A 26,257-nucleotide genomic window follows, 5' to 3' on the forward strand; every position below is an offset into this window, starting at 1 on the left:
GATTAAGAAAGGATAATCCCAGATGGGTTATTTTATTAATTGATATCTCAATTGTATTTTTCTGTTATTTATTCTCCAACTTTATTATTAATAGTTTTAAGGGCAGCTTTGAACTGGACTTAATGTTGAAAAAAGGTGTCCTGATTATTCTGGTCTATCTTTTCTTTTTTATTGGCTATGGTACATACAGAGGAATTGTCAGACAGACGGGTATCCGGGATGCGATAAGCGTATTCAAAGTCATATGGGTGGCGATGCTGACATTAATGGCTGCAAATTTTGTTTTCCGCTTTTTTATTCCGGAAAACTCGATTTTGGACGATTACCTGCGCATGTCATACGCTGTACTCTTTATGCATGCATTTCTGAGTATGGTCGTGCTGGTCGCTGCACGTATCTTCTACAGAACTATTTATGAGGCCTTTTTTCTCCGAAAAAGAAAACAAGTAAATGTCTTGATTTTCGGCGCTTCGAGACCTGGGTTAATGGCTTTGTCATTATTGAGAGATGACGTCAGGGTCAAATATTCAGTCTTTGCATTTGTAGAAGACAAGCCTTCAAGAGTAGGTAAACGCCTCGCTGGGTTCAAAATTCTGGACTTGGATCGTCTGGACAAGCAATTGATCCATGAGTGTAATATCGAGCAGATTATTATTGCTGTGGAGAATAATGATCCGGAGAGACTGGAGCGTATTACTGAAAAAGCACAGGATCTGGAACTGGAGATACGAATAATGCCTCCGTCTAATACCATGCTGAATGCCGGAAATCAACGGCAGATACGTGCATTGAAAATTGAGGATCTTTTAGGCAGAAAGGTTATTAAATTGGATAATCCCGCTATACAGCATGAGATGTATGGAAAAGTGATATTGGTGACAGGTGCTGCAGGTTCTATCGGTTCCGAACTGGCCAGGCAGATTTCGGTACAAAATTATGATCAGTTAATTTTGATTGATCAGGCAGAATCGGCCATATATGATGTACAGCAAACGCTATTTGCGACTCATCCGGAACGGGTGCATTATATTGTTGGCAATGTGAGAGACCGCCTTTTTATGGAGGAGATATTTACACAATTTCGTCCTGACCTCGTGTTTCATGCAGCGGCTTATAAGCATGTTCCGTTAATGGAACAAAATCCGTATGAAGCTATCTTAACAAATGTTATCGGCACCCGGAATGTGGCGGATATGGCTATTAAGTACAACGCTAAAAAATTTGTCATGGTTTCTACGGATAAAGCGATTAATCCGACAAATGTGATGGGTGCGACAAAAAGAGCTGCGGAAATTTACGTAAATAGCTGTCAGCAACAATTAAAGACTGCCTTTATTGTTACCCGTTTTGGTAATGTATTGGGTTCAAACGGATCTGTTATTCCTTTGTTTGAAAGACAAATGGAAGCCGGCGGACCTTTGACATTAACGCATCCGGATATTACACGCTATTTTATGACTATTCCTGAGGCTTGCCAACTCGTTCAGGAAGCAGGAGTAATGGGTAAAGGTGGAGAAATATTTGTCTTTGATATGGGCAAGTCTGTAAAGATCATAGAACTTGCTAAACGTATGATCCGGCTCAAAGGCTACCGCTACCCCGAAGATATTGATATCAGGATAACGGGATTACGCCCTGGAGAAAAGATATATGAAGAACTGCTGGCAAATAATGAAAATACAATCAGGACACATCACGAAAAAATAATGATTGCCAAAATCAACAGTGAAGATCTGAATGAGAAAAAGGTTCTGCTGGATAAGCTTTGTGAGCAAATACTGGATAGCCATTCAGGAACTATAAAACCAATAGAATTAGTCAGAATTCTAAAAAATATTGTCCCCGAATTTGTCTCTCAGAACTCGATATACGAACAGTTGGACATTCAACCGAGCATAGAAATAAACAGAGGATAAAAGGTCCGCGTTCCCTTCTTTAAGAAGAGCAATTGAAGGATTTATCTGGAGGAGATAAGTTGTGTAATAAAATTAAATTGGACTCTTTGCTATATAATTACCAAATTTGCGAATACCCAATCGCTGATTTATGTACCTGAATACCGAAAGAATTTATAAACTTATCGCTATTGCCAGTTTTATTGTTTTGATGATTCTGCAATATCAATTGATATCCGGTACCTATAAAATCAAAAGCAATGACCTTTTCAAAAAGGAGAAAAGTAAGCTTAAGGTAGCCTATGAAAGAGCCATTATCAATGATAAGCTGTTTCCGGGAGGACAAGCTATAATTGATTCCGTATTGCTGCCAAAAATGTCAACACTGGATAGTTTATATCAAAAAAATCCTGAATTATTCAAAAAAAGCGGTACTGAAATTTATGATGAGATCGTCCGGAAACTTCGGGACGGCTCTACAATGGATAGCCTGTTTGGAGAGTTATTGAAAAAAGAGAATCTTGATCCTAATTTTAAGTATACACTGGTTCTGGGAGGTATTTCTGTTACTTTTGACGGGCATAATTTCATTGATTTATTAGACTCGGGACCATTATTATCTCAGGATACCATGACTATTATTCAAGGGGATCCAAAATTGATCCAGCACCATCAGATGGTTTCCAGTTTATTTATTTCTTCTCATCTGAAATATAGCAACCGGGTAGAATTTTCACTGTATGCAGATAAAGACGGTAAAACTTTAGCGGTTCTCAAAAATATTCTTCCTTTACTTCTGTTATCGGGCTGTTGCTTACTGGCTGTTGTCGGAATTTATTTTCTAACCTTCAATAATTGGGTTAGACAAAAGAAAATGAATGAAATGACAACCGATTTTCTGAACAATATTACCCATGAATTTAATACTCCGCTGGCAACTATACAGGTGGCGAGCAAAAACGTGAGAAGAGACATTCCTGCAGATGGCACAGCTATGACTACTATCAATCTGGATATCATTGATAGACAAACCGGTCGTCTGGACAAACTTATCAATCAGGCTATCAATGTGAGTAAGTTCAGCCCCCATCATGTAGAAAAAGATATCTATAATCTTCATGAGCTGCTGGATGAAAGTGTGACAGACCTGCGTATTAATTATGGGAAAGAGGTTGAAATTGATTATTCTCCAAAAGATGAAGAAAAGCAATTTCATATTCTCACAAACAGATTTATGTTTACGACATTGCTCAATAATCTGGTGGAAAACGGGGTTAAGTACAACAATCAAAAAGATAAACATGTATACATATGGGTGACTGCGAAGGAACAATTAATTGAACTTCATGTAAAGGATAACGGAAACGGGATAGATAAAGAAACGTTGACGCATATGTTTAAAAAATTTTTCAGAGGTAAGCAAGAGTTTGCTAAAAACGGGGTAGGACTGGGATTGTATTATGTGCAACAGACCGTAGCACAGCATGACTGGGATATTAAAGTGGATACGGTCGTCGGAGAGGGATCCGAATTTATCTTGCTTATTCCTATGGTTGAAGTTAGTTAATACGTTAATTATGAAGGGAAAGATTCTGATTATTGAGGATGATATTGATCTGGGTTTGGTTACCCAACAGTATCTGCAAACTTCCGGATTTGAAACATTACTGGCGACAACAAGCCGTGAAGCAGAAGAGCTGTGTCAGAAACAACTTTTTGATTTACTAATTGTGGATGTCCAGTTGCCTGATGATACAGGATTTGATCTGGTTCATCAGCTGCTGGAAACGCAACCTGAGCAACGTTTTATTTTTCTGACTGCCCGAAACACAAAAGAAAGCAAGATCTATGGGTTAAAACTTGGGGGTGATGACTATATCACGAAACCGTTTGATATAGAGGAACTTTCCTGGCGTATTCACAATATTATTAATCGTCAGCAGGTCAGACGATCTGCAGATCTGGCTATCGGAGATATGCGCATTATTCAGGATCAGATGATGCTGATTTTTGAGAATAATTATGAGGTAAAACTAACCGAACGCGAATTTGCAGTCTGGAAGTATTTTGCACTGAACCCTAACCGTGTCCTCAAACGTGAAGATATCCTGCTAGCCGTATGGGGAGAAAACGATTACTTTCTCGGCCGAAGTCTGGATGTATTTGTGTCCCGTATCAGAAAACTGTTGTCGCATTCTGCTTATGTTCAATTAGAAACCGTCTATAAGGTGGGCTTTATTTTTCGTATACCTCAGTCCTGATTTTTTGTCATTAACAACCGGTTAACAACTTTATTAATTAAGGCTTTGTAATTTCGATATGCTAATCCGTTTTAGTGTAACAATTACCTTAATTTTATGAAAAAGCTAACCAAATTTCAACAAGCATTTGTCCTTTGCGGACTGTTTGCCTGTCTGACGGGCTGCGACAAAACCGAAGTCAGGCAATATGACCTATTGGAATCCGAAAAGGAACCTGAGATGGACATCACTGCCTATGGTAACCTTTCGGTTAACCGTGAAAACTCTGGCGGGAAAACTGCAAATGAGGGATCTCTGAAAGTAGTCGACCAGGACTACAACACCAAGTTTCTGATCAATCCATACTATGATGATCTTTACATGCAACTTTCTTTTCCGGGAGGTATTTCTGTAGGTGCATACATTCTGGCGTCGGCTAATGATGCCCAGGATCGTGATCCTAAAGACTGGGAACTGATGGGATCTAATGACGGATCTACATGGGTATCAGTAGACAGTAAACAGGGCTATCTGTTTGCTTCCCGCAATCAAAAAGTACGTTTTGATATCAGTAATAAAGAGAAATACCGCTATTACCGTATGAATGTGAAAGCTATCCGGGGTGGTACAGGACTGTTTCAGCTTGCGGAATGGAGAGTTATCAACGTGCCTGAATAGGCCAATCCTATTTAATCAATTTTTAAACTAAACCAAATATGAAAAGAAAGTTACTCATCAGCCTTTGGCTGCTGATCGGTACAGTCTGTATGTCTGCTGCATTTGCCCAGACAAAGTCAGAACTGGATATTACCGGTACAGTAAAAGACGAACTGAATAATCCGCTTGATGGTGTTACTATCGTCAATACGGCTTCTAAAAAGACTGTTGCTACTGATCCGTCAGGGCAATTTAATATTCTTGCAGCAAGAGGGGACACCATAGTGGTTCGTTATATCGGTTATGAAGATTACCGAACCGTTATCAATACAACTATCAACCTTAATGTTATCCTGAAAGCGATTAATAACAGTATCAATGAAGTCGTTGTGGTCGGATATGGACAGCAAAAGAAAATCAGTCTGGTCGGTGCTCAGTCTACCGTGAAAGTTGAAGATCTTAAAGTACCTATAGCTAATCTGAGTGCAGCATTAGCAGGACGGATTTCCGGACTGATCGGTGTACAGCGGACAGGTCTTCCAGGATCTGACGGAGCTGATCTTTGGATCAGAGGTATCTCGACCTTTAATCAGTCCGGAAATAATGCTTCCCCTTTAGTGGTGGTAGATGGTATTCAGGGACGGGATATCAATAGCTTCGATCCGGAGGATATTTCATCCTTTACCATATTAAAAGATGCTTCAGCTACCGCTGTATATGGTGTTGCGGGAGCAAACGGAGTAATTCTCATCACGACCAAAAGAGGAGTGAGCGGGAAACCTGTCCTCATGTTCAACTACAATCAGGGACTGACTTCCTTTACTAAAAGACCTGAATTAACAGATGGAGTGACGTATATGAAACTTAGGAATGAGGCCCGGATAGCGACAGGATTGGAGAAAGAATATTCAAATAACTATATAAACAATACCATTCTGGGTACAGATCCTTATTTATACCCTAATGTAAACTGGATGGATGAATTATTCAGAAGTGTATCGACTAATCGCAGAGCCAATTTCAGTGCAAGAGGTGGGTCTGAATTTGCTAACTATTATGTTTCAGGTGCCTATTATGATGAAGAAAGTTTGCTGCGTACAGATGCATTACAGAGTTATGATGCCACGACAAGATTTAAACGGTACAATTTCACCTCCAATGTATCAATGAACTGGACTTCTACCACCAAATTTGAATTGGGAATGCAGGGATATGTTGCAAATATCAACTATCCGGGTGTAAATCCGCAGGATGCCTTTTCCAATGTTATGCAGACCAATCCGGTTCTATATCCGGTGATGTACCCGGGTAATCTGGTACCGGGAGTCAGCAGTGCCGGAGCACAGCCCAACCCTTATGCGCTTGTCACACAGACAGGTTTTCAGAATATCTTCTCTAATCAGATTATGACGAATGCAAGATTGACTCAGGATCTGAAATTTTGGGTTCCGGGATTGACATTTTCTGCTTTATATTCCTTCGATATCTGGAATTCGCATACTATTAATCGGGTCCGTAACAGAAGTACCTATCTGATCAACAGATTGTTTCCATATGATGAAAATGGAAACCCAATATTGAATATCATATCACAGGGAACAGATGATCTGGCATTCTCAAAAAGTAATGATGCAAACAGACAGTTCTATACAGAAGCATCTTTAAACTATAATACCACTATTGCAGAGGATCATACCATCAGTGCTATGCTTTTGTTCAATCAGAGAGAGAAAACATTTGCATTTGCCAATAGCGTAACTTCTTCATTGCCTTTCAGAAGTCAGGGATTAGCGGGAAGACTAACTTATTCCTTCGCCGATAAATATTTTGTGGAGGGAAATTTCGGATATAACGGTTCTGAAAACTTTGCTCCGGATATGAAATTCGGATTTTTCCCTTCTTTCGGAGTCGGGTGGGTTGTTTCTAATGAAAAATTCTATGAACCTGTAAAAGATGTTTTTGATTTCTTAAAACTACGCTATTCCAATGGTATAGTCGGAGATGGCGGAGCATTGGATATTAACAGTGGTGTACGACGTTTTGGCTATCTGACTTTAGTCAATACTGATGCCGGAGGTTATACTTTCGGTAATGGATCTAATAATGTGGGATATGGCGGAACGGCTATTACAGATTACGGAACAAATGTACAATGGGCTGAATCTCATAAACAGAACCTTGGGGTAGAGATCAAAACCTTAAAATCTAAATTATCACTGACGGTAGACTTCTTTAAAGAAAGACGCTCAGGCGTTTTCCTGCAGCGGGGTGCGCTTCCGGGTTATGTAGGACTGAACAGTTCTCCCTGGGGTAATTTGGGAATTCTTGATAATAAAGGTATAGATGCAACTCTGGAACTGGCTCCTGTTGCTATAGGTAAGGCTTATCTGGATATGCGGGCAACCTTCACCCACAATAGAGATAAGGTTATAGAAAATGATCAACCAAAACAGCCATTCGACTATATGGAAAGACGGGGAGTAAATTATCTGTCTCGCTTTGGTTATGTGGCAGATGGCTTATTCCAGTCTCAGAAAGAGATTGCAGAACATGCGGACCAGAGTGCTTTGGGGGCACAACGTGTAGGTGATATCCGGTACAAGGATCTGAATGGAGATGGTGTTATCAATGCAAACGATGTAACACGCATTGGTAACGGAGATGTGCCGAATACGATTTACGGTTTCGGATTCAATGTCACGTATAAGCAGTTTTATGTAGGAGCATTTTTTCAGGGAATTTCAGGTGCTGACAGACAGATTTCGGGAGATGGTATCATTCCATTTAATAACAGTACCGGAGCGGAGAGAAGTAACTTATTTGCTGTTGCAGAAGATCGCTGGACAGAAGAAAACCCTAATCCCAATGCTTTCTATCCCCGGTTGGCTTATGGAAATGCCGCAAATAAAAATAATGCTGTCAGTTCTACATGGTGGGTCAAAGACATTGATTTCCTGAGGTTAAAAACCATCGATCTGGGGTATAATTTTAAAAAGGGAACTTTTCAAAGTATTGGGATGAAAAATGCCCGGATATATATTCAGGGAGTCAATCTGCTGTACTGGAGTAAATTTAAGTTATGGGATCCTGAACTCAATACCAGTAACGGTACCCGATATCCGAATGTCCGTACAGTAACATTAGGTGTTCAGGCCAGTTTTTAACTCATCTATTAAATCAAAGATCATGAAAAAATCAATATATATCTTATTTGCACTGTTGACCATGTCGTGCTTTAGTGGCTGTAATAAGTATCTGGATCAGGTGCCGGATGATGTCATTACCGTAGAAGATATTTTTAAGTCCAAGGCTAATACCGATAAGTTTTTGGCCAATATTTATTCCGTTATTCCAAATGAAATGGTTCAGCGGTTTGTGGCTACTCAGAATTCTGGTCCGTGGACGGCATCTTCGGATGAAGCCAAATATACCTGGGATTTTAATTACAGTAACAATATGATCAGATCGGTATGGAGTAATACCGATGGGACGATAGAAAGTTTCTGGAACAATTACTACCGGGGTATCCGGAATGCGTCTTACTTTATTCAAAATATAGACGGAGCGAATCCTGTAGAAGTAAACGATCTGATGAAGACGACTTACAAGGCAGAAGCAAGAGCATTGCGCGCCTTGTATTATTACTATCTGGTAAGAGCTTATGGGCCTGTGCCGATCCTGGGAGAGGAGATATTGGATATCAACAAGCCTATTTCCGATCTGAAGCTCGCTCGTACGCCATTTGATGATTGTATAGCTTATATCGTTTCAGAGCTTGATAAAGCGTATACAGATTTGCCCTACGAACCCAGTAACAATGAATATGGGCGTATTACAAAAGGTGTGGTAAAGGCCTATAAAGTAGAAGCTTTATTGTTGAATGCCAGTCCTTTGTTTAATGGTAATGCCGCTTTTTCCGGAGTAAAAAATACAGACGGTACTCCGCTGTTCAGTGCAGCTGCAAATCCGGAAAAGTGGAGAGATGCAGCAGCAGCAGCTAAAGCTTTTATTGACGAATTTGTACCTAATTACTATCAGCTTTATAAGGTGAGTAATGCAGATCCTTTTGTTGCTGCATATCTGTCCTGTCGCAATGTAATGACAACAGACTGGAATCAGGAATGGATTTTTGCCCGGTCCAACAGCAGTAATAATGCACAGTATGACCGTACGCCCAAGCATGTCGGATTTCCTTCCGGTGCACAGGGAGGAGGAGCTTTGGGAGCAACTCAAACAATTGTAGATGCTTATTTTATGAATAACGGAAAATCTATAACGGATGAAACTTCCGGCTATACAAAAGATGGATTTGTCAGTTTTAAAGCCCCTTATGATGTGGCTTCCCGAACTACATTCGGAGCCTATGTAAACAGAGAGCCGCGGTTTTATGTTGGTATTACCTACAATGGAAGTTACTGGCTAAATCAGGCAAATAGTAGCACGGCAGTACTTTCTCAATTCAATTATAGCGGTAATTCGGGAAGGTCGCAAAGTACTTCAGATGTAACACCAACAGGATATACCGTTCGGAAGAATGTGTCTGCAAATGGAAACAGCCGCGGAGCCCTTCTGATCCGATTGGCTAATATTTACCTGGATTATGCAGAGGCACTAAATGAATCTGAGCCGGCAAATGCGGATATTCTCAAATATCTTAATCTGATCAGGGAGCGTGCCGGAGTACCTGTCTATGGTTCTGCTAATATTCCTGTTCCGGTCTCTCAGGGAGCTATGCGGGAAGCAATACGTCGGGAAAGACAGGTCGAACTGGCGTTTGAGAATGTGAGATTTTTCGATACGAGAAGATGGAAAATTGCTGAAGACACAGATGGAGGTGCTGTATACGGATTAAATCTGAATGCAGACGGAGATGCTTTCTATACAAAAACTCTCATTGAAACAAGAGTATTTAAAAAGGAAAGAGATTACCTTTTTCCGATACCTAATATAGAAATCTTAAAGAATGAAAAAATGGTGCAAAACACCGGCTGGTAACAGGTATTAAACCTGAACAGCAGAAAGCTAGACGCATAATTTACGAATGGAGATCTTGTATAAACCGATATAGCACAAGATCTCCTTACAGAGCCGGAATACTGCTCTGATATATTGATGACGAGACTAATATATACCGATGAAAATAAAGAATAAACTTTCAGGTTTAAGCATAGGCATATTTCTGACAATTGGATGCCTAAATCCGATTCCTGCAGTAGCACAGAAGATCCATGGACGTTCAATAGAGCCCGTAGATCTGGTAAACCCTTTGATGGGTACGGATTCGAAACCATCACTTTCCAATGGAAATACTTATCCGGCTATAGGATTGCCCTGGGGTATGAATATGTGGACTCCGCAGACGGGTAAAAATGGCGATGGATGGCAGTATGTATATGCTGCGGATAAAATAAGAGGGCTTAAGCAGACACACCAGCCTTCTCCGTGGATGAATGATTACGGCCAATTTTCCCTTATGCCTGTAACCGGAAAGGGCGTTTTTGATCAGGAAGGAAGAGCAAGCTGGTTTTCTCATAAGTCGGAGTCAGCCAAACCGTATCATTATTCCGTATATCTCGCTGATCATAATGTCAAAGCAGAAATAACACCTACTGAGCGGGCAGCTATGTTTAGATTTACTTTCCAGCCTACGGATAGTGCATTTGTCGTGTTGGATGCCTTTGACAGAGGGTCTGAAGTACAAATTATTCCGGAAAAGAATATGATTATCGGATATTCATCAAGATATTCAAGAGGGAAACTCCCAAATTTTAAAAACTATTTTGTCTTGGTGTTTGATCAGCCTTTTGATAATTTTTCGACCTGGGAAGACAAATCAAGATTCAATGGAAAAACAAAATCAACAGCAAACCAGACAGGCGCTATTGTTGGATTTAAAATTAAGGATCATTCCAAAACTGTTCATGTCAAAGTCGCATCGTCCTTTATCAGCGCAGAGCAGGCCCTGGTTAATCTGGAAGAATTGGGCAACAGGTCATTTGATCAGCTGGTATCTGACGGACGAAATATATGGAATGCGAAACTTGGCCGTATTGCAGTAGAAGGAGAGAATATGGATCAGATGCGAACCTTTTATTCGACCTTATACCGTACTTTATTTTTTCCGAATAAGCTCTATGAAATATCCCGGGAGGGGGAAGTTATACATTACAGCCCTTATAACGGAAAAGTTTTGCCGGGTTATCTCTATGGCGGAACAGGATTTTGGGATACATTCCGGGCATTGTATCCGTTCCTTAATCTTATGTACCCTTCTATAAATATTGAAATGCAGGAAGGATTGAAAAATGCTTATCTGGAGGGCGGTTTTCTGCCGGAATGGAGTAGTCCCGGATATGCAGACATTATGATTGGAAACAACTCGGCTTCTGTCGTTTCTGATGCCTATATGAAAGGATTGAGGGGATATGATATAAATACGCTTTATGAAGCGCTTTTGCATGGAGCAAACAATGAAGGTCCGGTGACAGCAGTCGGCCGTAAGGGAGTGGGCTATTATAATGAGCTGGGCTATGTTCCGTATGATGTGGGAATCAATGAAAATGCAGCACGGACTCTGGAATATGCTTACGATGACTTTGCTATTTATCAACTCGCAAAAGCATTAAAACGGCCACAGAAAGAAATAGATCTGTACGCAAATCGTGCACAGAATTATCGTAATCTGTTTGATCCATCCACCAATCTGATGCGTGGAAAAAATAAGGACGGGAAATTTCAATCCCCTTTTAACCCGTTGAAATGGGGAGATGCCTTTACCGAAGGAAATAGCTGGCATTACTCCTGGAGTGTATTTCATGATGTCAAAGGCCTCATCGATCTGATGGGGGGGAAGGCAACTTTTATACAGATGCTGGATAGTGTGTTCACACAGCCACCTGTATTTGATGACAGCTATTACGGAGGGACAATTCATGAAATCCGGGAAATGCAGATTGCCGATATGGGACAGTATGCGCATGGCAATCAGCCCATTCAGCATATGATCTATCTGTATAATTATGCCGGGCAACCCTGGAAAGCACAATATTGGGTCAGGCAGGTTCTTGATCGGATGTACAGGGCTACTCCAGACGGATACTGCGGTGATGAGGATAACGGCCAGACCTCAGCCTGGTATGTCTTTTCAGCATTAGGATTCTACCCGGTGTGTCCGGCCACTGATCAATATGTAATAGGTGCCCCTTTGTTCCCAAAGGCTGTGCTTCATTTTGAAAATGGGCATAAAGTAGAGATTGTTGCGAAGAATGCGTCTGATCAGCATATTTATATTAATAATCTGGAGTTGAACGGACAATCCTATAATAAAAACTGGCTGAGTCATCAAGGTTTAATACAGGGCGGAGTATTGAATTTTGATATGAGTACTACACCTAATCTGTCGAGAGGAACAGATGCATCTGCCGCTCCGTATTCAATGAGTGAGGAATGGAAAACAATAACAAAGAAATCAACCAAAAATAAAAAATGAAAAAAATGAAACGAATCTGGTGTTGCCTGCTATTAATGATGGGAACGGGAAATGTTACGGTATTTGCACAGAACAACTGGCAGCACACAGATGATGACCGGAAAGAGGCTTTTGAAGTAGATACACTCAGTAAAGGGAAATTTTCTTTGATATGGATCAACAAGCAGGCAGATTTTGATCCGGCCTTAAAACAAAAACTTATTGATACTTATTTTGTTAATTATCCGAAATTAGCAAAGAAATATAATAAGCATACACGGAAGCAGGTTTCTTTTGTGATCGATCCGGGTTACAATGGGGTAGCAGCTACTGCCGGAGGCATTGTTCGCTATAGTCCGGGATGGTTTAAGAAAAATCCCAATGATATTGACGTCGTGACACATGAAGTGATGCATATTGTACAGGGGTATCCAAATGGTGCCGGCCCGTGGTGGATCACGGAAGGCATTGCAGACTATGTGAGATTTACAGAAGGAATTGATAATGCTTCTGCAAACTGGAAGCTGCCTGACTTTAATGAAAAACAGAAATATACAGACTCTTATCGTATTACAGCCCGTTTCTTTTACTGGCTGGACAGAAGAGTAAAGAAGAATATTATTAAAACACTGGATCAGAAAATGCGAACAAAGAAATATAACGACAGCTTCTGGAAGCAACAGACTGGTCAGGATCTGGATCAGCTCTGGGACCGCTATGCTGCTGATCCCTCATTAAACTAATCACTATGAATGTAAAGTTAACAGTCTCTTTTTTATCTCTTGTTCTTTTGGCGCATATTCCATTCGTTAGTCAGGCACAACAGCAAAACCTTATCCAATATGTCAATCCATTGATTGGAACGGCCAAAATGGGACATACTTTTCCGGGAGCAACCGTGCCCTTCGGAGCTGTACAGCTCAGCCCGGATACAGATACAATTCCTTATGCAGTAAACGGGAAATACAATGGGGATGTGTATAAGTATTGTGCCGGCTATCAATATGACGATCCGACAATTGTCGGTTTTAGTCATACACATTTTAGTGGGACCGGGCATTCTGATCTGGGGGATGTATTAGTCATGCCAACACAAGGTAAATTACAGCTCAATCCCGGGACTGCACAACGGCCTCAGGACGGATACCGCTCGCCTTACAGTCATCAGAATGAAATTGCTCAACCAAATTATTACAGTGTACTACTGGATAAACATGGCATCCGCGCTGAGATGACCACTACTGCGCGTGTAGGTGTACATCGCTATACTTTTCCTAAATCGGAAGCATCACATCTAATCCTTGATCTGACAGCAGGTATTTATAATTATGAAGGCAAGAATGTATGGACAGTAGTTAAAGTACATAATGATTCCCTCATTACAGGATATCGGCAAACTAACGGATGGGCACGTACACGAACGGTTTACTTTGCTATAAAAACATCTAAACCATTCAAAAACTATGGCGCACGTTATCTGGACGGGAAGCCGGTCTATAACGGATTCTGGAGAAAATTCAATCAACAGGATAATTTCCCGGATCTGGCAGCACATAATATCCGTATGCATCTGGATTTTGATACAGATAATAGTGAACAGATCACAATGAAAGTCGCTTTAAGCCCGGTAAGTATGAAGAATGCTTTAGCGAATATGGACGAAGAAACTCCGGACTGGGATTTTGAACAACTTGTTCAGAAAGGACAACAGCAGTGGGAAAAGGAACTCGCAAAAATCGAGGTCGATATGCTCAATAAGGAAGATCTTGTTAATTTCTATACAGCGATGTACCATGCCAGCCTGATGCCGACTGTCTATATGGATAACAACGGTGAATATAAAGGTCTTGATCAGGAAATACATAAAGCCGAAGGCTTCACTAATTATACTTCATTCTCTTTATGGGATACATTCAGGGCATTTCATCCTTTAATGAATCTGATCAATCCTTCCCGCAATTCGGATATGGTAGCCTCTATGATGGCACACTATGATCAAAGTGTATTAAAGATGTTGCCCATATGGTCGCATTATGCCAATGATAATTGGTGCATGAGCGGATATCATTCCGTATCGGTGATCGTAGATGCAATAATGAAAGGTGTGTACAAAGGTGATGCTCAGGCAGCTTTAGCAGCCTGTGTACAGACGGCTAATACCAGAAGATATGAAGGAATCGGAGCTTATATTGACCTCGGGTATGTACCGGATGATGTCTCAGGAACTTCCGTATCCAATACATTGGAATATGCTTATGATGACTGGTGTATAGCTCAATTGGCTAATAAACTGGGTAATAAGGAGGTTTATGAAACGTTTATGAAACGTGCCGGATCCTGGCGGAACCTGTACGATAAGTCAATAGGCTTTATGCGTCCTAAAGATTCCAAAGGAAACTTCAGAAGCAAATTTGATGTTCTGGATACGCATGGGCAGGGTTTTATTGAAGGTAATTCATGGAACTACAGTCTGTATGTACCACATCAGCCAAAGGAAATGATAACTGTAATGGGCGGAACTCAAAAGATAGAAACGTATCTGGATTCCCTGTTTACCATGCATCTTCCTGATCACTATTTTGCACAGACAGAAGATATTACACGAGAGGGTATCATCGGAAATTATGTACATGGTAATGAACCTTCTCATCATGTTGCCTACCTCTACAATCTTACAAAAAGTCCCTGGAAAACACAGAAACGCGTACGGGAGATTATCCGTCATCAATATCAAAACGGAGAGGCAGGATTAGGTGGTAATGACGATTGCGGTCAGATGAGTGCCTGGTATATTTTCAGTTCATTGGGCTTCTATCCGGTATCACCCGGTGATAATAATTACTGGATTGGCAGTCCTCTTGTCAAATCCGCTAAGTTAAATCTGGAAAATGGGAAAACATTAGTTGTTAATACACAAAACCAATCGGATAACAATGTATATGTCAAAAAGGTATCTTTTAATGGTGTTGTGATTAAAGATTTTGTACTATCCTATGAAAGCATAAAAAATGGGGGTGAACTTCTTTTCGAAATGAGTAACAAACCGGTTAAACGGTAGATCTTGTAATGAAAGGAGGAACACAGGCAGCTATTTGGTTCTGTAGCTGAAAAATAATCAATTGGTGATTGATAAGGTGATCCTGGATTTATGAATCTAATTCATTTAGTAGATCCCGGAATAGAGCGCAGGCAACTGCGCTTTATTTTTAAAATCGCTTTATCTGTATATTTTTTGCTTTGATCTGTAAGTTAAATGCAGGAGCTGTTGTTTTCTGTCCTATTGTCACCTTCATCGTATAGGAGTTCTGATCCAGATAGATGTTTTCAGGAAAAGTGGCCTCATCCATAAAGAAGATATATTCCCCTTCAGGCAATAAAAGCGAGTAAGATCCTTTGGTGTCGGTTTGTGACTCAAATACGTGGCCATAGTTATCTTTTGCATAAACTTTATAGCCCAACAGGTCGGTATCAACAGCGATACTGCGTACCGGATCATAAGCAAGCTGAATAGTACCTTCGATTTGTACACTTTGCTGAAGTGGTACCGATAGCTTTGTTTTGCTCCTGTTGATCAGAATTTTTTGATTATTTGCCTGAAAACCTTCTTTCGGAGGGAATACAACAGCTAATTCTCCATATGGGATATTTTTGAAGGCGACCTGTCCTTGCCTGTCAGTAGTGAGCATCAGATCATTAATCAATAAAGTATAGTTAACAGCTTTGCTGTCTCCTGTATCGAAAATGCCATTATTATTATTGTCATAAAAACAGAAGACTTCAAGATCCCCATTTTTAGTTTGCAGAGTGGAGGACACACCTGACGGAAGGTTCTGTCGCACACCAACCTGGATATTGCCGTATCCATTTGTAAAATTGCTCTTGCTGTTGAGATAATAGTAGTAATATGAACTGCTTAAAATGGTGTTCTTCAACACCCGATATTGCAGAGAGGCATTGCCTATATAATTCTCTCCGGAATAACTGCTGATATTTAGTATTGCTCCTACTGTAGCAGACATTTTTTTATTCCAAAACTGTTTTTGATAAGAAGGGCTTATCGATACTCTGTAGTTTTGGTCATCAACACCGGATAAATTAGGAAGAGCATCGTAAATATGGAAATTACCTTTTTGAAAATTTCCGTACAGATTGAACGCATCATAGTTGTATGAAAAATTTCCCCTGTAAATCCATGCATTATTTTCTATATTTTTTAACCGGCTCACACCCGTTTCGAACGATATATAAAAAGTATGTTTATAATTTCTGGAACGTACATAGAAAATATTATTTAATGTCCAGCTTTTAATACTTAATGTAGGGTAGCTGTTGTTAATAAAGCTATTCCCGCTTTCAGTTGTATAATTCGGTTGGACAGAGTAAGTGAGCAGGTCATTGACTGCCATAGTAAAGTCTATATTCGCACGCGAATTTATTGCCTCCATATCGAACAACAAGTTCCTGTTTAGATATTTAGGATTGTATTTATTAAAAAGGTATCCTGCGGTAATACTTACATTCCCCAGTTTCCGATTAATATACTGATTGAGTTGAATGCTTCCTCTTCTGTTTCCGGGATAATAGGCTGTACTGATATAATTGTCACTGGAATAGGTGAATCCTTTTTGTCTTGTGAAGAGGCGTAGTCCCAGAGCTGCAGAAGGTCTGGAATCATCTGACATTCCCGATAACGGATGCAGCCGGTTGGTTAACCCGACGCCAATATCAGCATCAAGTCGTATTTTGTCCCTTTGTGCCTGTTTGAAGAAACCAAAAGTATTACTGAACAGAAAACTTTCCGTACTGTCATAAGGCGAATGATCGTAGAATAAAGTTCCCGAATAGTATTTTTTATCAGGAAGCTGATCGCCTAATACAGTTCGGACATAGGCCGAATAACCCTGATCCGTGGTGTTATTGGCCAACAGATCAAATGATTTCTCTGCTACAGCAGCTTCGAAAGAATTGTTTTTAGCAGAATCTGCAGTATAAAATTTAACGCCACGACCATAAAAAAACATATCATAGCTTTCCTGTAGATTGCCGACGACAATACCTTTATTATCTTTTTCTAAGTTGATCCAGGTATTTGTAATCTGCGGTCTTTCGGTTATTTTTCCATATGTTGTAGCGTACAGGTTATATCGGAGATACTTCGCTTTTGAAAGTTCATATTCACCCACAGAACGGAGATAATACATGCTGTTAAGCTCACCTATATTGTTGGCTATCCATTCTATATTATTCCGTGAGTAGGTATTTATATCCGGATCCTGACGAAACATTTTGTCATAATTTCGCACAGAAGATACATTGTTAAATACAAGGGAAAGGTTACCAAAGATATCATTGGAAGGATATAGCCCGTTAATATTGAGATTGTACCGTGGTAATTGCATCATGTACTTTTCAACGGTAAAGCTGTACGTAATCAATGTATCTTTCCCTGAAGGCAAATCCATGGAAATGGTTTGAAATGAACGGCTGCCTACTCTGTCCGGAGATGAAAATACTAAGTTGATCTTTTCGTCTGATGTTCCTTCATTCCGTAGGAGTGCTTTGACGTAAATAAGATCTCCCACACGTTGTAACAACTGGACATCAGTCATATTGTGCAGCGTGACAGCACGTTTTTCTGCAACATCTAATTTTATTCGAACCGGATCCGAAACTATATTTCCCTGTTGATACGCCGTTATCTGTATTGCTTTGCCCTTCAGGTTTGCTAAGCCGGAACATTTGAATTTAAAGGATAGATATTTTTTTTTGCCTGCGGCAATTTCAACTGTATTCTGACTCAATAAAGAAAGATTGACGGGAGCATCGACTTTTAAAGAACCTTTGAAAATGGATGAGCCTGTATTTATAACTTCTACAGAAAGCTGGACCACACCTTCTTCTACATGCAGCGATGAAGCAGTATTAATCTGAATATCGTAGTGAGGCTGAGCTTTTGCTTCTGAATGAAACATACAGCCCAGTAATACAATCGATATGAGAAATAGAAAATGCTTCATGGCAGATCAACTGACTATCTTGGAGTCAGAACATATATTATAGAAGTTTGGTAGGCTCCGGACTTAATGGTAGAAAGTTTTTGCTGATCAAAAGATGCATTGTACTGAATATTAAAATACTGTGGTTTTTTCTTGCTTTTATTTGCTGTCCCTATAAGATAAGTTTGTGCAGAAGTACTTATGGGGAGTATAGGGTTGCTGTATGTTTTGGAGGCATCGGTAGAGGGCTGCAATTGTATATTCAAAACTGAAAGATCCAGTGTATTGTTGGCTGCATTTTTAAATTCAGGATCTAAAGCCTTGATATTGACTTCAAAGTCCGTGATGGAATTGATGCGGAGGCCATCCGGGTATTGTGCTGTTACTCCTCTCTTATAATCCGCATAGGAGATAAATTCCAACACTCCGTTTTTAGCATTCTCCATAATGGAAATACTGTAATCCGGTTCTGTAGATCCTCCCGTAAGGGTATTATTGATCTGAATCCTGTAATAGACATCTCTGCTTAATATTGCTTCTCCTTTTTCATTATAAACAGTGTACTGGACAGGAAGTCCGTAAACAATAATATTATAGGGATCTTTATTTTTCAAGAGATCCAGATAATCTCCGCCTGCAATCTGAAGGGTGTAATTAAGCCGAAATTGCATATATCCGGGATATTGGCTTTGAAAAAAGATCGGCGCTTTGGAATTGCGAATCATAAAAACCTCATTGCTTTGCTGTAAAGGAATAAGGGCAGTACTAGCTCCGATGCTGGATAGATTTACAGACTGTGCATCGTCATGTGTAAACCTGAATCCGATCTTATCTGCCGGAAAAGGTTGGCCGGATACATTATTCCCACTTTCCGGAACAATAGGAGCTTTCACGCGGGCAGTTACAGACCAGTTTGGGATATTGATGCTTGTGCCGTTATATGAAAAATGAAAAGTATGACTTCCTACTCCGCTGTCATATCCGTTATAAGAAGTTACATTGTGATATTGTATACTGTAAACATCAAAGCGCAGCTGTGCCTTACTTTGGAATGGGATGTTACCAAAGAAAACAAGCATGATAAGAACGAACTGAAAATTAATTTGATTTTTCATAATTGAATTCAAGTTCTCCGATTTTTACAGCATCTTTATCTCCATAGCTAATAAGCACTGAAGCAAGATAGGTTCCGTTTTCGAGTTCTTTAGGCAAAGGGATAGGGAAGATGCGCTTATCCCGTGGCATGGTAAAGAAATTTGACGAAGGTAACTCCGTTTTTTTTCCATTTTCCTGATTAAGTAATTCCACTGCGATTTGTCCGTCTGCCCAAATATTTCCTGTATTGCTGAAGTTAAGTTCAAGCGTCTGTAATTCTCCTTTGTTGTATTTAAGTCCTTCAATCTCGATATCCGCATTATTTTTACCTGGCAAAGCTTGATAAAGTTTAATTCCGGAACGAAGGGCTATACGAATATTTGCTCCTTCTTTGTTAACACCGGTTTTAGGGTTCATCTGTGTCACAAACATCATGGCAGTACGTACAGGTACTGTATCTAATGCTATATAATCCTTCGGTACGGAGATATTGACATTGATCATTTTAGTCTCTTCAGGTTTCAGTGAAAAGTAGATCTCCGGTGTAGATAGCCATGCAGCACATGATGTCGCTAATGATCCCTTAGGAAAAGTCTGATTATCTCCATATGTACTATACTGCCAGTCTTCAAAAGAAACGGCTAGTTCCATTGTATAATCTTTACTCGGATTGCTGATCGAAATACGCTGTGTTTGCTGTTGGCCGGGACCGGCTACAAAATAAGTCCGCGGAGGGCCTACCGTAATACCTGTCTGAGCAAATACAGAGGACGCAGATACCAATAGCAGTATACTAATGAGCAGATTTTTCATAGTGGTAGGATCTTATAGAATGCCCTAAAATACAAAAAACTACACCAAATAAGATGTAGTTTTTTGTATTTATAAATGTTCTGAGATTACTCTGCTGTGATTTCATACACAACATTTACGGTGTATGTGGTTTTTTGTTTGTTTAAAACTTTGTCAACATAAGCATTGTTTCCTGCAGCTGCGTATGTTACATTCAATGACTCTCCTGAGGTCGCTGTTGACTGGTAAGCATCTTTACCTGCAACAAGATCACGGATATTGTTTGTATATGTTGTTCCTTTTCCTTCAATCTTAACCGTTACAGTGCTACCGTCAATGTTTTTTTCAGCTGCAGTAGTCGCTACTGGATTGTTAACGGATGATTTAGCTTTTATCTTATAACCTCCACCGATGGAAGTAACGTATAGTTGATTGTTAACTGTTTTGGATACTCCGTTTTTGTAATCTTCAACCGTTTTGTACTCTAAATTTACAACGTCGTTTGAAGCACCTTCTCCAAGAGAAATAGATTGTATTGGGTTAAGGATAACATTAACTTTTACTGCTGCTGTTTGTGCTTTTGCTGCTGTTACCATAGCTCCTGTAACTACAAGTGCCAATAAGAATTTTTTCATTTTCGTTTGTTGTTTAAAATTTGCTATGTCTCTGAAAATAAACTATTTGTATTTCTTTGACATGACAAAATTACTATGGAATAATGGATCCAAAAAGATGAAAAAGGAACAAAGAAATATGAAAAACTGTTGTAACACCTATATTTGTAGACGGGTCTCTACAAAAGAATATTTACTTACTTTCGATGCTGTAGAGAATGGTGTTGGAGTAGGTGGTTTTCTCGTTATTTTTGATGAAATCTATAGCAGATTGTTGTCCTGTACTTTTGTAGATTACATCGTAATATGTACCTGTACTTGGGTGGTCACTACTGATTAAAGAAGCATCTTTAGTACTGAGTTGCTGCAGCTCGGTATGAACAGGAAATGTAGAATTAGTAGGTTGTGCAAAAAGCGCAAGAGAAGGAGAGGATACATATGCAGAAGTACCTGCCTGCTGCTCATTTTCCATGACCTGTACTTTTATAATATAAGGTGTAGTACTCAGTACTGTCAGGTGATTGTTTTGTGTTTTGGAAACACCCTCCTGATAATCTTTTACTGTTTTATATTCAAGGTTAGTAGTAGATTGTTCAGGATTGACGGATAGGTGCTGTACTTCATGAAGGATAATATTTAATTGCACAGGTCTGGGGGCTTGTGCAAACACAGTTTCTGTATTTGCTACACTTATAATTATGAACAGAAGTACTAACCATTTCATAGGGCCTCCTCAATAGGTGATATTGTAAATTTAACAAATCGAATTTTAATATCCGATTAATTTCTTGTGAAATTATATGTTAATGAGTACGATCATTAATTTAAGTAATCTTAGTCTTTAGGCGGGTATTGATTTCGGCGGCGGTATATTTTTGGAGAGCAACCTACTTCTTTGGTAAACAAAGAACTGAAATTGTTCTCGTCCTTATATCCAAGTGCATAAGCGATTTCTTTAATACTTTTATGTGTGTTTATTAATTTACGCTTCGCTTCCTGTGTAATATGTTCGAGAATAATCTCTTTTGGTGTTTTACCCAGGACCTGTCTTGTTGCAGCTGTAAGTTTACGGGAGCTAACCTGCAATAGATCCGCATAAAATTTGACAGATTTCTCTGTTGCAAGATGTTGTTCCAATAATTTCCCGAAATATCTGCTTAGAAATTCTTCAGAATTTTCGCTGTGAATATATTCGATATGATGCGGATTATAGATCATCCCCAATAGCAGTATCTGTTCTAACAGATTGTGCAGAAGATCCTGATATATCTTCTCTTTGTATTTATCTCTTATATTATATAGCAGATTAATCAGATTTGTAGAATATAAAATTCCTTCCTCAGACAACTGAAATAAATTGATATTCTCTTTAAAGAGTGGACTTTGGCTTAAGAAAAATGTGTCTCTGGATGATTGAGCATAAAAGTCTGTTGTAAAATAAAGGACATGCATATGTGCATCACCCTGAGGAATAAAGCGTGTCGCTATATTTGGATTAATATAGGCGAGTGTGTGCGGTGCAAGCTCAACTTCTGAATCTCCAATATATAACCTGTATGGCTTATCCTGAGTCAATAGAATAATATAAACATCCCTTCGGATATTGTTAAACGCCTGGGGAAGATGATGATGTATACTGTCTGATAAATGTATTCCGAAGTCAATAGGCATAGAAATAGTCCTTGTGTTACAGTTTTCCATTGACATATAACCACAGCCAGAAAAAGTCTGTACAATACTCTTTCCCGTGATAAATGTTTTTCTGACGAAACGTTGGTAGATGTCTCTGGTATTCTGGATGCTAATATAGCTATAGCGTATGGATAGTGCAAGTTTTGAAGAGATATATCCGGATTATATTTAGGATATGAAGTACTTTCTACGAAACTCTGTTTTATAACCTAATATTAACTGAAATGAATGAAAATTTAGGTTCAGGTTTATTTATGATTTTTGGGTATGTTTTTGATATATAGGTGTTTGTGCTGTTATTTAAAATTTTTGAAAGCAATACATATATATAAGTCCTGTTTATTTATTTAAAAAAAACGTACCTGCTTGTTGAAAAGAATTGTATTTTTACGGTTTATTGGGATAGGAATGGTGCCTTGGACTGATTATTGCTGTGCCAAAGCATTGTAGAAATTTTTAATACCATATCAATCTTTATTCAGCAGAATATATGAATAACAATTTATCGAGAGCTTTTTTCTTTTCACTGCTTCTTCTTTCCCTGATCGGAATATTTTCGTGCGGGTCGCGCAAAGAGATTATTTATCTGCAACCTGACTCTACTCAGATCAGTACAATTTATCAGCAGCATATTCCCAAGATTCAGCCGAACGATATTTTGGCGATCTCGGTTTCGGCTGCAGATATAAAAGCTACCCAGCCTTTTAATCAACAAAATGCTTATCAGATGAATGCTGGATCTGCTACGGATATGGCTTTTAAACCTACTTATACAGTAGATGATCACGGAGAAATTGATTTTCCGGTATTAGGAAAACTTAAATTAGGGGGATTGACACGTCTGGAAGCAATGGATCTGATCCGTCAGCGATTAAAAACTTATATATTAGATCCAGGTGTGAATGTCACCTATAGTAATTTTAAAGTAACCGTGGTTGGAGAAGTCGCAAAACCCGGAACATATACATTGAATAATGAACGTGTAACTATATTTGAGGCCTTAGGATTGGCCGGAGATATGACCATGAAAGGGATGCGAAATAATGTATTGGTCATCCGGGAGATTGATGGAACTAAGACTATGAATAGAATAGATCTTACAAAACAAGATGCACTTAATTCACCTTTCTATTACCTCGCTCAAAACGATGTCGTATATGTAGAGCCAAACGGTTCTCAGATTAGAAATGCTAACTACGGCCAGAATACAAATATCATTATCTCAATTGCGGGATTAATTATTACCATTATATCCGTTATTGTACGTTAATACTATATGACTCCAAAACCCAACCATACTCTGCCTAATGCTTCTATGGAAAGCGAAGGAGAAGAATTAAACTTAAAAGCTTTATTTGAGCAATATCTGTATTACTGGAAATGGTTTGTTATTTCCGTATTTGTAATATTAGCTCTAGCATTTTTGTACCTGCGTTATACACCTAAGCAATATGCTGTAGATGCAAAGATCCTATTGCCGGATGAAAAGAGCGCAAAAGGAGAGTTGGCCGGACTATCTGATCTGGCTGAAATGGCCGCTTCGTCCGCTACATCCTCACAGGTAATGGACCAGATCGATGTCTTGAAGTCCCGAAGATTAGTAGGCAAAGTGGTGGATAGATTGAATTTATCTACTAATTACAGTATTAAAGAGAGTCTGACTTCTCAAGACATTACAGAACAGCAATCTCCTTTCAAATGGGTGTTATTGAATCAATCCCCAGATTACAAAGACACTGTGAATGGAAGTTTTGTAATTGAGGTCATATCAAATACCAAGTTTTTACTAAAGGATATTAAAACAAAAGAAGTTGGTACGTTTGATTTTGGAAAAAAAATCAAAACCACTATTGGAGAGGTTTTATTAGTTCCACATGGGAACCAATTAGATCAGGTGAAGAATACTTCATATGGAATTACTATCGTACCGAAAAAGAAAATGATACTGGATCTGATTAAGGGGATTAATATATCTCCTAATAAAGAAACTCAATCCAATATTATTAACTTTTCCATGACGGCTAATTCAAAAGAAAAAGCCGAGCAGATTATAGATGAACTGATTAATCAATATAATACAGATTTGACAGAGGATAAGCATAAATTGACCCGTGCTACTTCTAAATTTATAGGGGATCGTCTGGCTATTATTACTGGAGATCTTACAGGTGTGGATCGGGAGGCCGAAAAATTCAAAGAAGGGAATCGACTAACCGATGTGGAGGCTGAAGCGAAATTATATCTTCAGACTGCGAGTGAATCGGATAAAAAAGTCATGGAGCAGCAGACGCAATTAGGCCTGGTGGATTTTATGAAAGAATCTATACAGTCTAATAATACGGAATTGTTGCCTACTAACGTGGGATTAGAGGATGTCTCGATAGAAAAGACAATAGCAGAATATAATAAAATGGTATTGGAGCGGGATGATTTGTTAAAATCATCAACTTCGGAAAACCCTGTAGTTAAGAATCTGAATGATAATATTCGCGTACTTAATAATAACCTGCTTCGCTCTTTAAATAATTACAGAACTTCCGTTCAGCTTTCACTGAATGCTGCAAAGGGCAAAAAATCAGAGCTGCAGGGTAAATTGAGTCATCTCCCTCAACAGGAAAGAGGCTACCGAGATATCTCCAGACAGCAACAGATCGTAGAATCGCTCTACCTCTTCTTGCTACAGAAAAGAGAAGAGAACGAGATCAAAGCTGCTGCTACTCCTGATAATCTGAAAATAATTGATAAAGCATTTGGTTCTGATATTCCTGTTGCGCCTAAAAAGAGTATTGTATTGCTTGGGGCACTGATCTTAGGAGTATTAATTCCTTTTGGAGTGTTGTACATCAAGTTTCTGATGGATAATAAGGTGCATTCCAGGAAAGATATTGAAGAGAAATTATCTGCTCCTATTCTGGGAGAAGTTCCGTCTGCTAAGGATCCTATTATCAAAGAGAATGACCGTAGTTCACTGGCAGAAGCATTCCGGATTTTAAGAACCAACATTTCCTTTATGCTGGGAAATCGGAAAGGAAGCTCATCAGTTATGTTCATTACTTCCACTACATCGGGGGAAGGTAAATCCTTTGTGTCGACCAACCTTGCCCGTATTCTGGCCATGTCTGGTAAGAGTGTGGTATTGATCGGAGCTGATATACGTAGTCCGAAGGTATTGGATTATTTAGGATTATCGCATCTTCAACATACTAATATCGGAATCACACAATTCCTGATTAATCCGGAAATGCCTATTGATAACATTATTATCAAAAAGCCCGGATCTTACGATTTTGATGTCATTTATTCCGGATATGTGGCTCCTAACCCAGCTGAATTACTGATGAACGGACATTTTAATGATGTGATCGAATATTGCAGAACACATTATGACTATGTGCTTGTAGATACAGCTCCTGTGAGTCTGGTAACGGATACGCTACTGATCGCTGATAATGCCGATCTTACCATTTATGTAGCCCGGGCCAATTATCTGGATAAGCGCTTGCTGAATGTACCAAAAGAGCTGTATGAGAAAGGAAAATTGAAAAATATGGCTGTAGTGATTAATGATGTGGATTTTGCCAGAGGTTACGGCTATGGCTATGGTTACGGCTACGGATATGGAGATACAGGTGAAGTGTCTTTACGTAAGCGCTTGAAAAATCTGATCTTCGGAAAAGATAAGAACAGAATTTAATGAACTCTATTCTATAAAGGATGCTGAGAGCGGGATGTTAAAATTGACATTCCGCTCTTCTTTTTTGGTACAAGGTCTGGGTTTATCTTGTATATTTGAGAAACACTTATTTTA

At 39.2% G+C, this 26,257-nt stretch carries 17 protein-coding genes; 11 read left to right on the plus strand and 6 right to left on the minus strand.

Annotated elements, in window-relative coordinates; translation table 11 throughout:
* Positions 1-122: 122 nt before the first annotated feature.
* From B4B65_RS01700 to B4B65_RS01740, 9 genes are all read left to right on the plus strand, one after another.
* Positions 123-1,916 carry a polysaccharide biosynthesis protein gene (locus B4B65_RS01700; protein ID WP_293912802.1) on the plus strand — a complete coding sequence of 598 codons (1,794 nt, stop codon included), beginning with the start codon at positions 123-125 and terminating at the stop codon, positions 1,914-1,916.
* Between the two features lie 130 nt (positions 1,917-2,046).
* Positions 2,047-3,462, plus strand: coding sequence for a sensor histidine kinase (locus tag B4B65_RS01705; RefSeq protein WP_293912804.1), 1,416 nt, complete (start codon positions 2,047-2,049; stop codon positions 3,460-3,462).
* Positions 3,463-3,472: 10 nt separating this feature from the next.
* A complete protein-coding gene (locus tag B4B65_RS01710; protein WP_293912806.1) occupies positions 3,473-4,156 on the plus strand; it encodes a response regulator transcription factor in 684 nt (227 codons plus the stop codon).
* A 96-nt stretch (positions 4,157-4,252) separates the two neighbouring features.
* Positions 4,253-4,813, plus strand: coding sequence for an ATP/GTP-binding protein (locus B4B65_RS01715; protein WP_293912808.1), 561 nt, complete (start codon positions 4,253-4,255; stop codon positions 4,811-4,813).
* A 38-nt stretch (positions 4,814-4,851) separates the two neighbouring features.
* The gene (locus tag B4B65_RS01720; RefSeq protein WP_201681255.1) at positions 4,852-7,956 is read left to right on the plus strand and encodes a SusC/RagA family TonB-linked outer membrane protein; all 3,105 of its coding nucleotides are present in this window, start codon (positions 4,852-4,854) and stop codon (positions 7,954-7,956) included.
* Positions 7,957-7,978: 22 nt separating this feature from the next.
* Positions 7,979-9,787, plus strand: a complete 1,809-nt coding sequence (locus B4B65_RS01725) for a RagB/SusD family nutrient uptake outer membrane protein (protein ID WP_293912810.1) — start codon at positions 7,979-7,981, stop codon at positions 9,785-9,787.
* A 139-nt stretch (positions 9,788-9,926) separates the two neighbouring features.
* On the plus strand, positions 9,927-12,281 hold the full coding sequence (locus B4B65_RS01730; protein ID WP_293912812.1) for a GH92 family glycosyl hydrolase: 2,355 nt from the start codon (positions 9,927-9,929) through the stop codon (positions 12,279-12,281).
* The gene (locus B4B65_RS01735) at positions 12,278-13,003 is read left to right on the plus strand and encodes a basic secretory protein-like protein (protein WP_293912814.1); all 726 of its coding nucleotides are present in this window, start codon (positions 12,278-12,280) and stop codon (positions 13,001-13,003) included. Before B4B65_RS01730 ends, B4B65_RS01735 begins: the two co-directional genes overlap by 4 nt.
* A gap of 5 nt (positions 13,004-13,008) precedes the next feature.
* A complete protein-coding gene (locus B4B65_RS01740) occupies positions 13,009-15,318 on the plus strand; it encodes a GH92 family glycosyl hydrolase (RefSeq protein ID WP_293912816.1) in 2,310 nt (769 codons plus the stop codon).
* 148 nt (positions 15,319-15,466) lie between these two features.
* Here the strand turns inward: B4B65_RS01740 and B4B65_RS01745 are convergent, their stop codons facing one another.
* The 6 genes from B4B65_RS01745 to B4B65_RS01770 form a co-directional block, all read right to left on the minus strand.
* Positions 15,467-18,232: a hypothetical protein gene (locus B4B65_RS01745; RefSeq protein WP_293912818.1), complete on the minus strand. Its 2,766-nt coding sequence runs from the start codon at positions 18,230-18,232 to the stop codon at positions 15,467-15,469.
* 59 nt (positions 18,233-18,291) lie between these two features.
* Positions 18,292-19,371, minus strand: coding sequence for a hypothetical protein (locus tag B4B65_RS01750; protein ID WP_293912820.1), 1,080 nt, complete (start codon positions 19,369-19,371; stop codon positions 18,292-18,294).
* Complete coding sequence (locus tag B4B65_RS01755; protein ID WP_293912822.1) at positions 19,355-20,164, minus strand: fimbrial biogenesis chaperone; 810 nt, start codon at positions 20,162-20,164, stop codon at positions 19,355-19,357. Before B4B65_RS01755 ends, B4B65_RS01750 begins: the two co-directional genes overlap by 17 nt.
* A gap of 86 nt (positions 20,165-20,250) precedes the next feature.
* Entirely contained in the window at positions 20,251-20,778 is a 528-nt protein-coding gene (locus tag B4B65_RS01760; RefSeq protein WP_002997970.1) for a hypothetical protein, read from the minus strand.
* A gap of 172 nt (positions 20,779-20,950) precedes the next feature.
* A complete protein-coding gene (locus B4B65_RS01765) occupies positions 20,951-21,481 on the minus strand; it encodes a hypothetical protein (protein WP_293912824.1) in 531 nt (176 codons plus the stop codon).
* Positions 21,482-21,591: 110 nt separating this feature from the next.
* Positions 21,592-22,458, minus strand: coding sequence for a helix-turn-helix domain-containing protein (locus tag B4B65_RS01770; RefSeq protein WP_293912826.1), 867 nt, complete (start codon positions 22,456-22,458; stop codon positions 21,592-21,594).
* Between the two features lie 481 nt (positions 22,459-22,939).
* On the opposite strand from B4B65_RS01770, the gene B4B65_RS01775 reads away from it, so the two are divergent.
* Positions 22,940-23,719, plus strand: a complete 780-nt coding sequence (locus tag B4B65_RS01775; RefSeq protein WP_293912828.1) for a polysaccharide biosynthesis/export family protein — start codon at positions 22,940-22,942, stop codon at positions 23,717-23,719.
* A 6-nt stretch (positions 23,720-23,725) separates the two neighbouring features.
* Complete coding sequence (locus B4B65_RS01780) at positions 23,726-26,143, plus strand: GumC family protein (protein ID WP_293912830.1); 2,418 nt, start codon at positions 23,726-23,728, stop codon at positions 26,141-26,143.
* The last annotated feature ends 114 nt before the right edge of the window (positions 26,144-26,257 follow it).

Source organism: Sphingobacterium sp. UBA5789, from assembly GCF_002418355.1.
Taxonomy (GTDB): domain Bacteria; phylum Bacteroidota; class Bacteroidia; order Sphingobacteriales; family Sphingobacteriaceae; genus Sphingobacterium.

Excerpts from the sequence above, each read along its gene's own strand:
- B4B65_RS01700 (WP_293912802.1), top strand. The coding sequence starts at position 123 with ATGTTGAAAAAAGGTGTCCTGATTATTCTGGTCTATCTTTTCTTTTTT.
- B4B65_RS01705 (WP_293912804.1), top strand. The coding sequence starts at position 2,047 with ATGTACCTGAATACCGAAAGAATTTATAAACTTATCGCTATTGCCAGT.
- B4B65_RS01710 (WP_293912806.1), top strand. The coding sequence starts at position 3,473 with ATGAAGGGAAAGATTCTGATTATTGAGGATGATATTGATCTGGGTTTG.
- B4B65_RS01715 (WP_293912808.1), top strand. The coding sequence starts at position 4,253 with ATGAAAAAGCTAACCAAATTTCAACAAGCATTTGTCCTTTGCGGACTG.
- B4B65_RS01720 (WP_201681255.1), top strand. The coding sequence starts at position 4,852 with ATGAAAAGAAAGTTACTCATCAGCCTTTGGCTGCTGATCGGTACAGTC.
- B4B65_RS01725 (WP_293912810.1), top strand. The coding sequence starts at position 7,979 with ATGAAAAAATCAATATATATCTTATTTGCACTGTTGACCATGTCGTGC.
- B4B65_RS01730 (WP_293912812.1), top strand. The coding sequence starts at position 9,927 with ATGAAAATAAAGAATAAACTTTCAGGTTTAAGCATAGGCATATTTCTG.
- B4B65_RS01735 (WP_293912814.1), top strand. The coding sequence starts at position 12,278 with ATGAAAAAAATGAAACGAATCTGGTGTTGCCTGCTATTAATGATGGGA.
- B4B65_RS01740 (WP_293912816.1), top strand. The coding sequence starts at position 13,009 with ATGAATGTAAAGTTAACAGTCTCTTTTTTATCTCTTGTTCTTTTGGCG.
- B4B65_RS01745 (WP_293912818.1), bottom strand. The coding sequence starts at position 18,232 with ATGTTTCATTCAGAAGCAAAAGCTCAGCCTCACTACGATATTCAGATT.
- B4B65_RS01750 (WP_293912820.1), bottom strand. The coding sequence starts at position 19,371 with ATGAAAAATCAAATTAATTTTCAGTTCGTTCTTATCATGCTTGTTTTC.
- B4B65_RS01755 (WP_293912822.1), bottom strand. The coding sequence starts at position 20,164 with ATGAAAAATCTGCTCATTAGTATACTGCTATTGGTATCTGCGTCCTCT.
- B4B65_RS01760 (WP_002997970.1), bottom strand. The coding sequence starts at position 20,778 with ATGAAAAAATTCTTATTGGCACTTGTAGTTACAGGAGCTATGGTAACA.
- B4B65_RS01765 (WP_293912824.1), bottom strand. The coding sequence starts at position 21,481 with ATGAAATGGTTAGTACTTCTGTTCATAATTATAAGTGTAGCAAATACA.
- B4B65_RS01770 (WP_293912826.1), bottom strand. The coding sequence starts at position 22,458 with ATGGAAAACTGTAACACAAGGACTATTTCTATGCCTATTGACTTCGGA.
- B4B65_RS01775 (WP_293912828.1), top strand. The coding sequence starts at position 22,940 with ATGAATAACAATTTATCGAGAGCTTTTTTCTTTTCACTGCTTCTTCTT.
- B4B65_RS01780 (WP_293912830.1), top strand. The coding sequence starts at position 23,726 with ATGACTCCAAAACCCAACCATACTCTGCCTAATGCTTCTATGGAAAGC.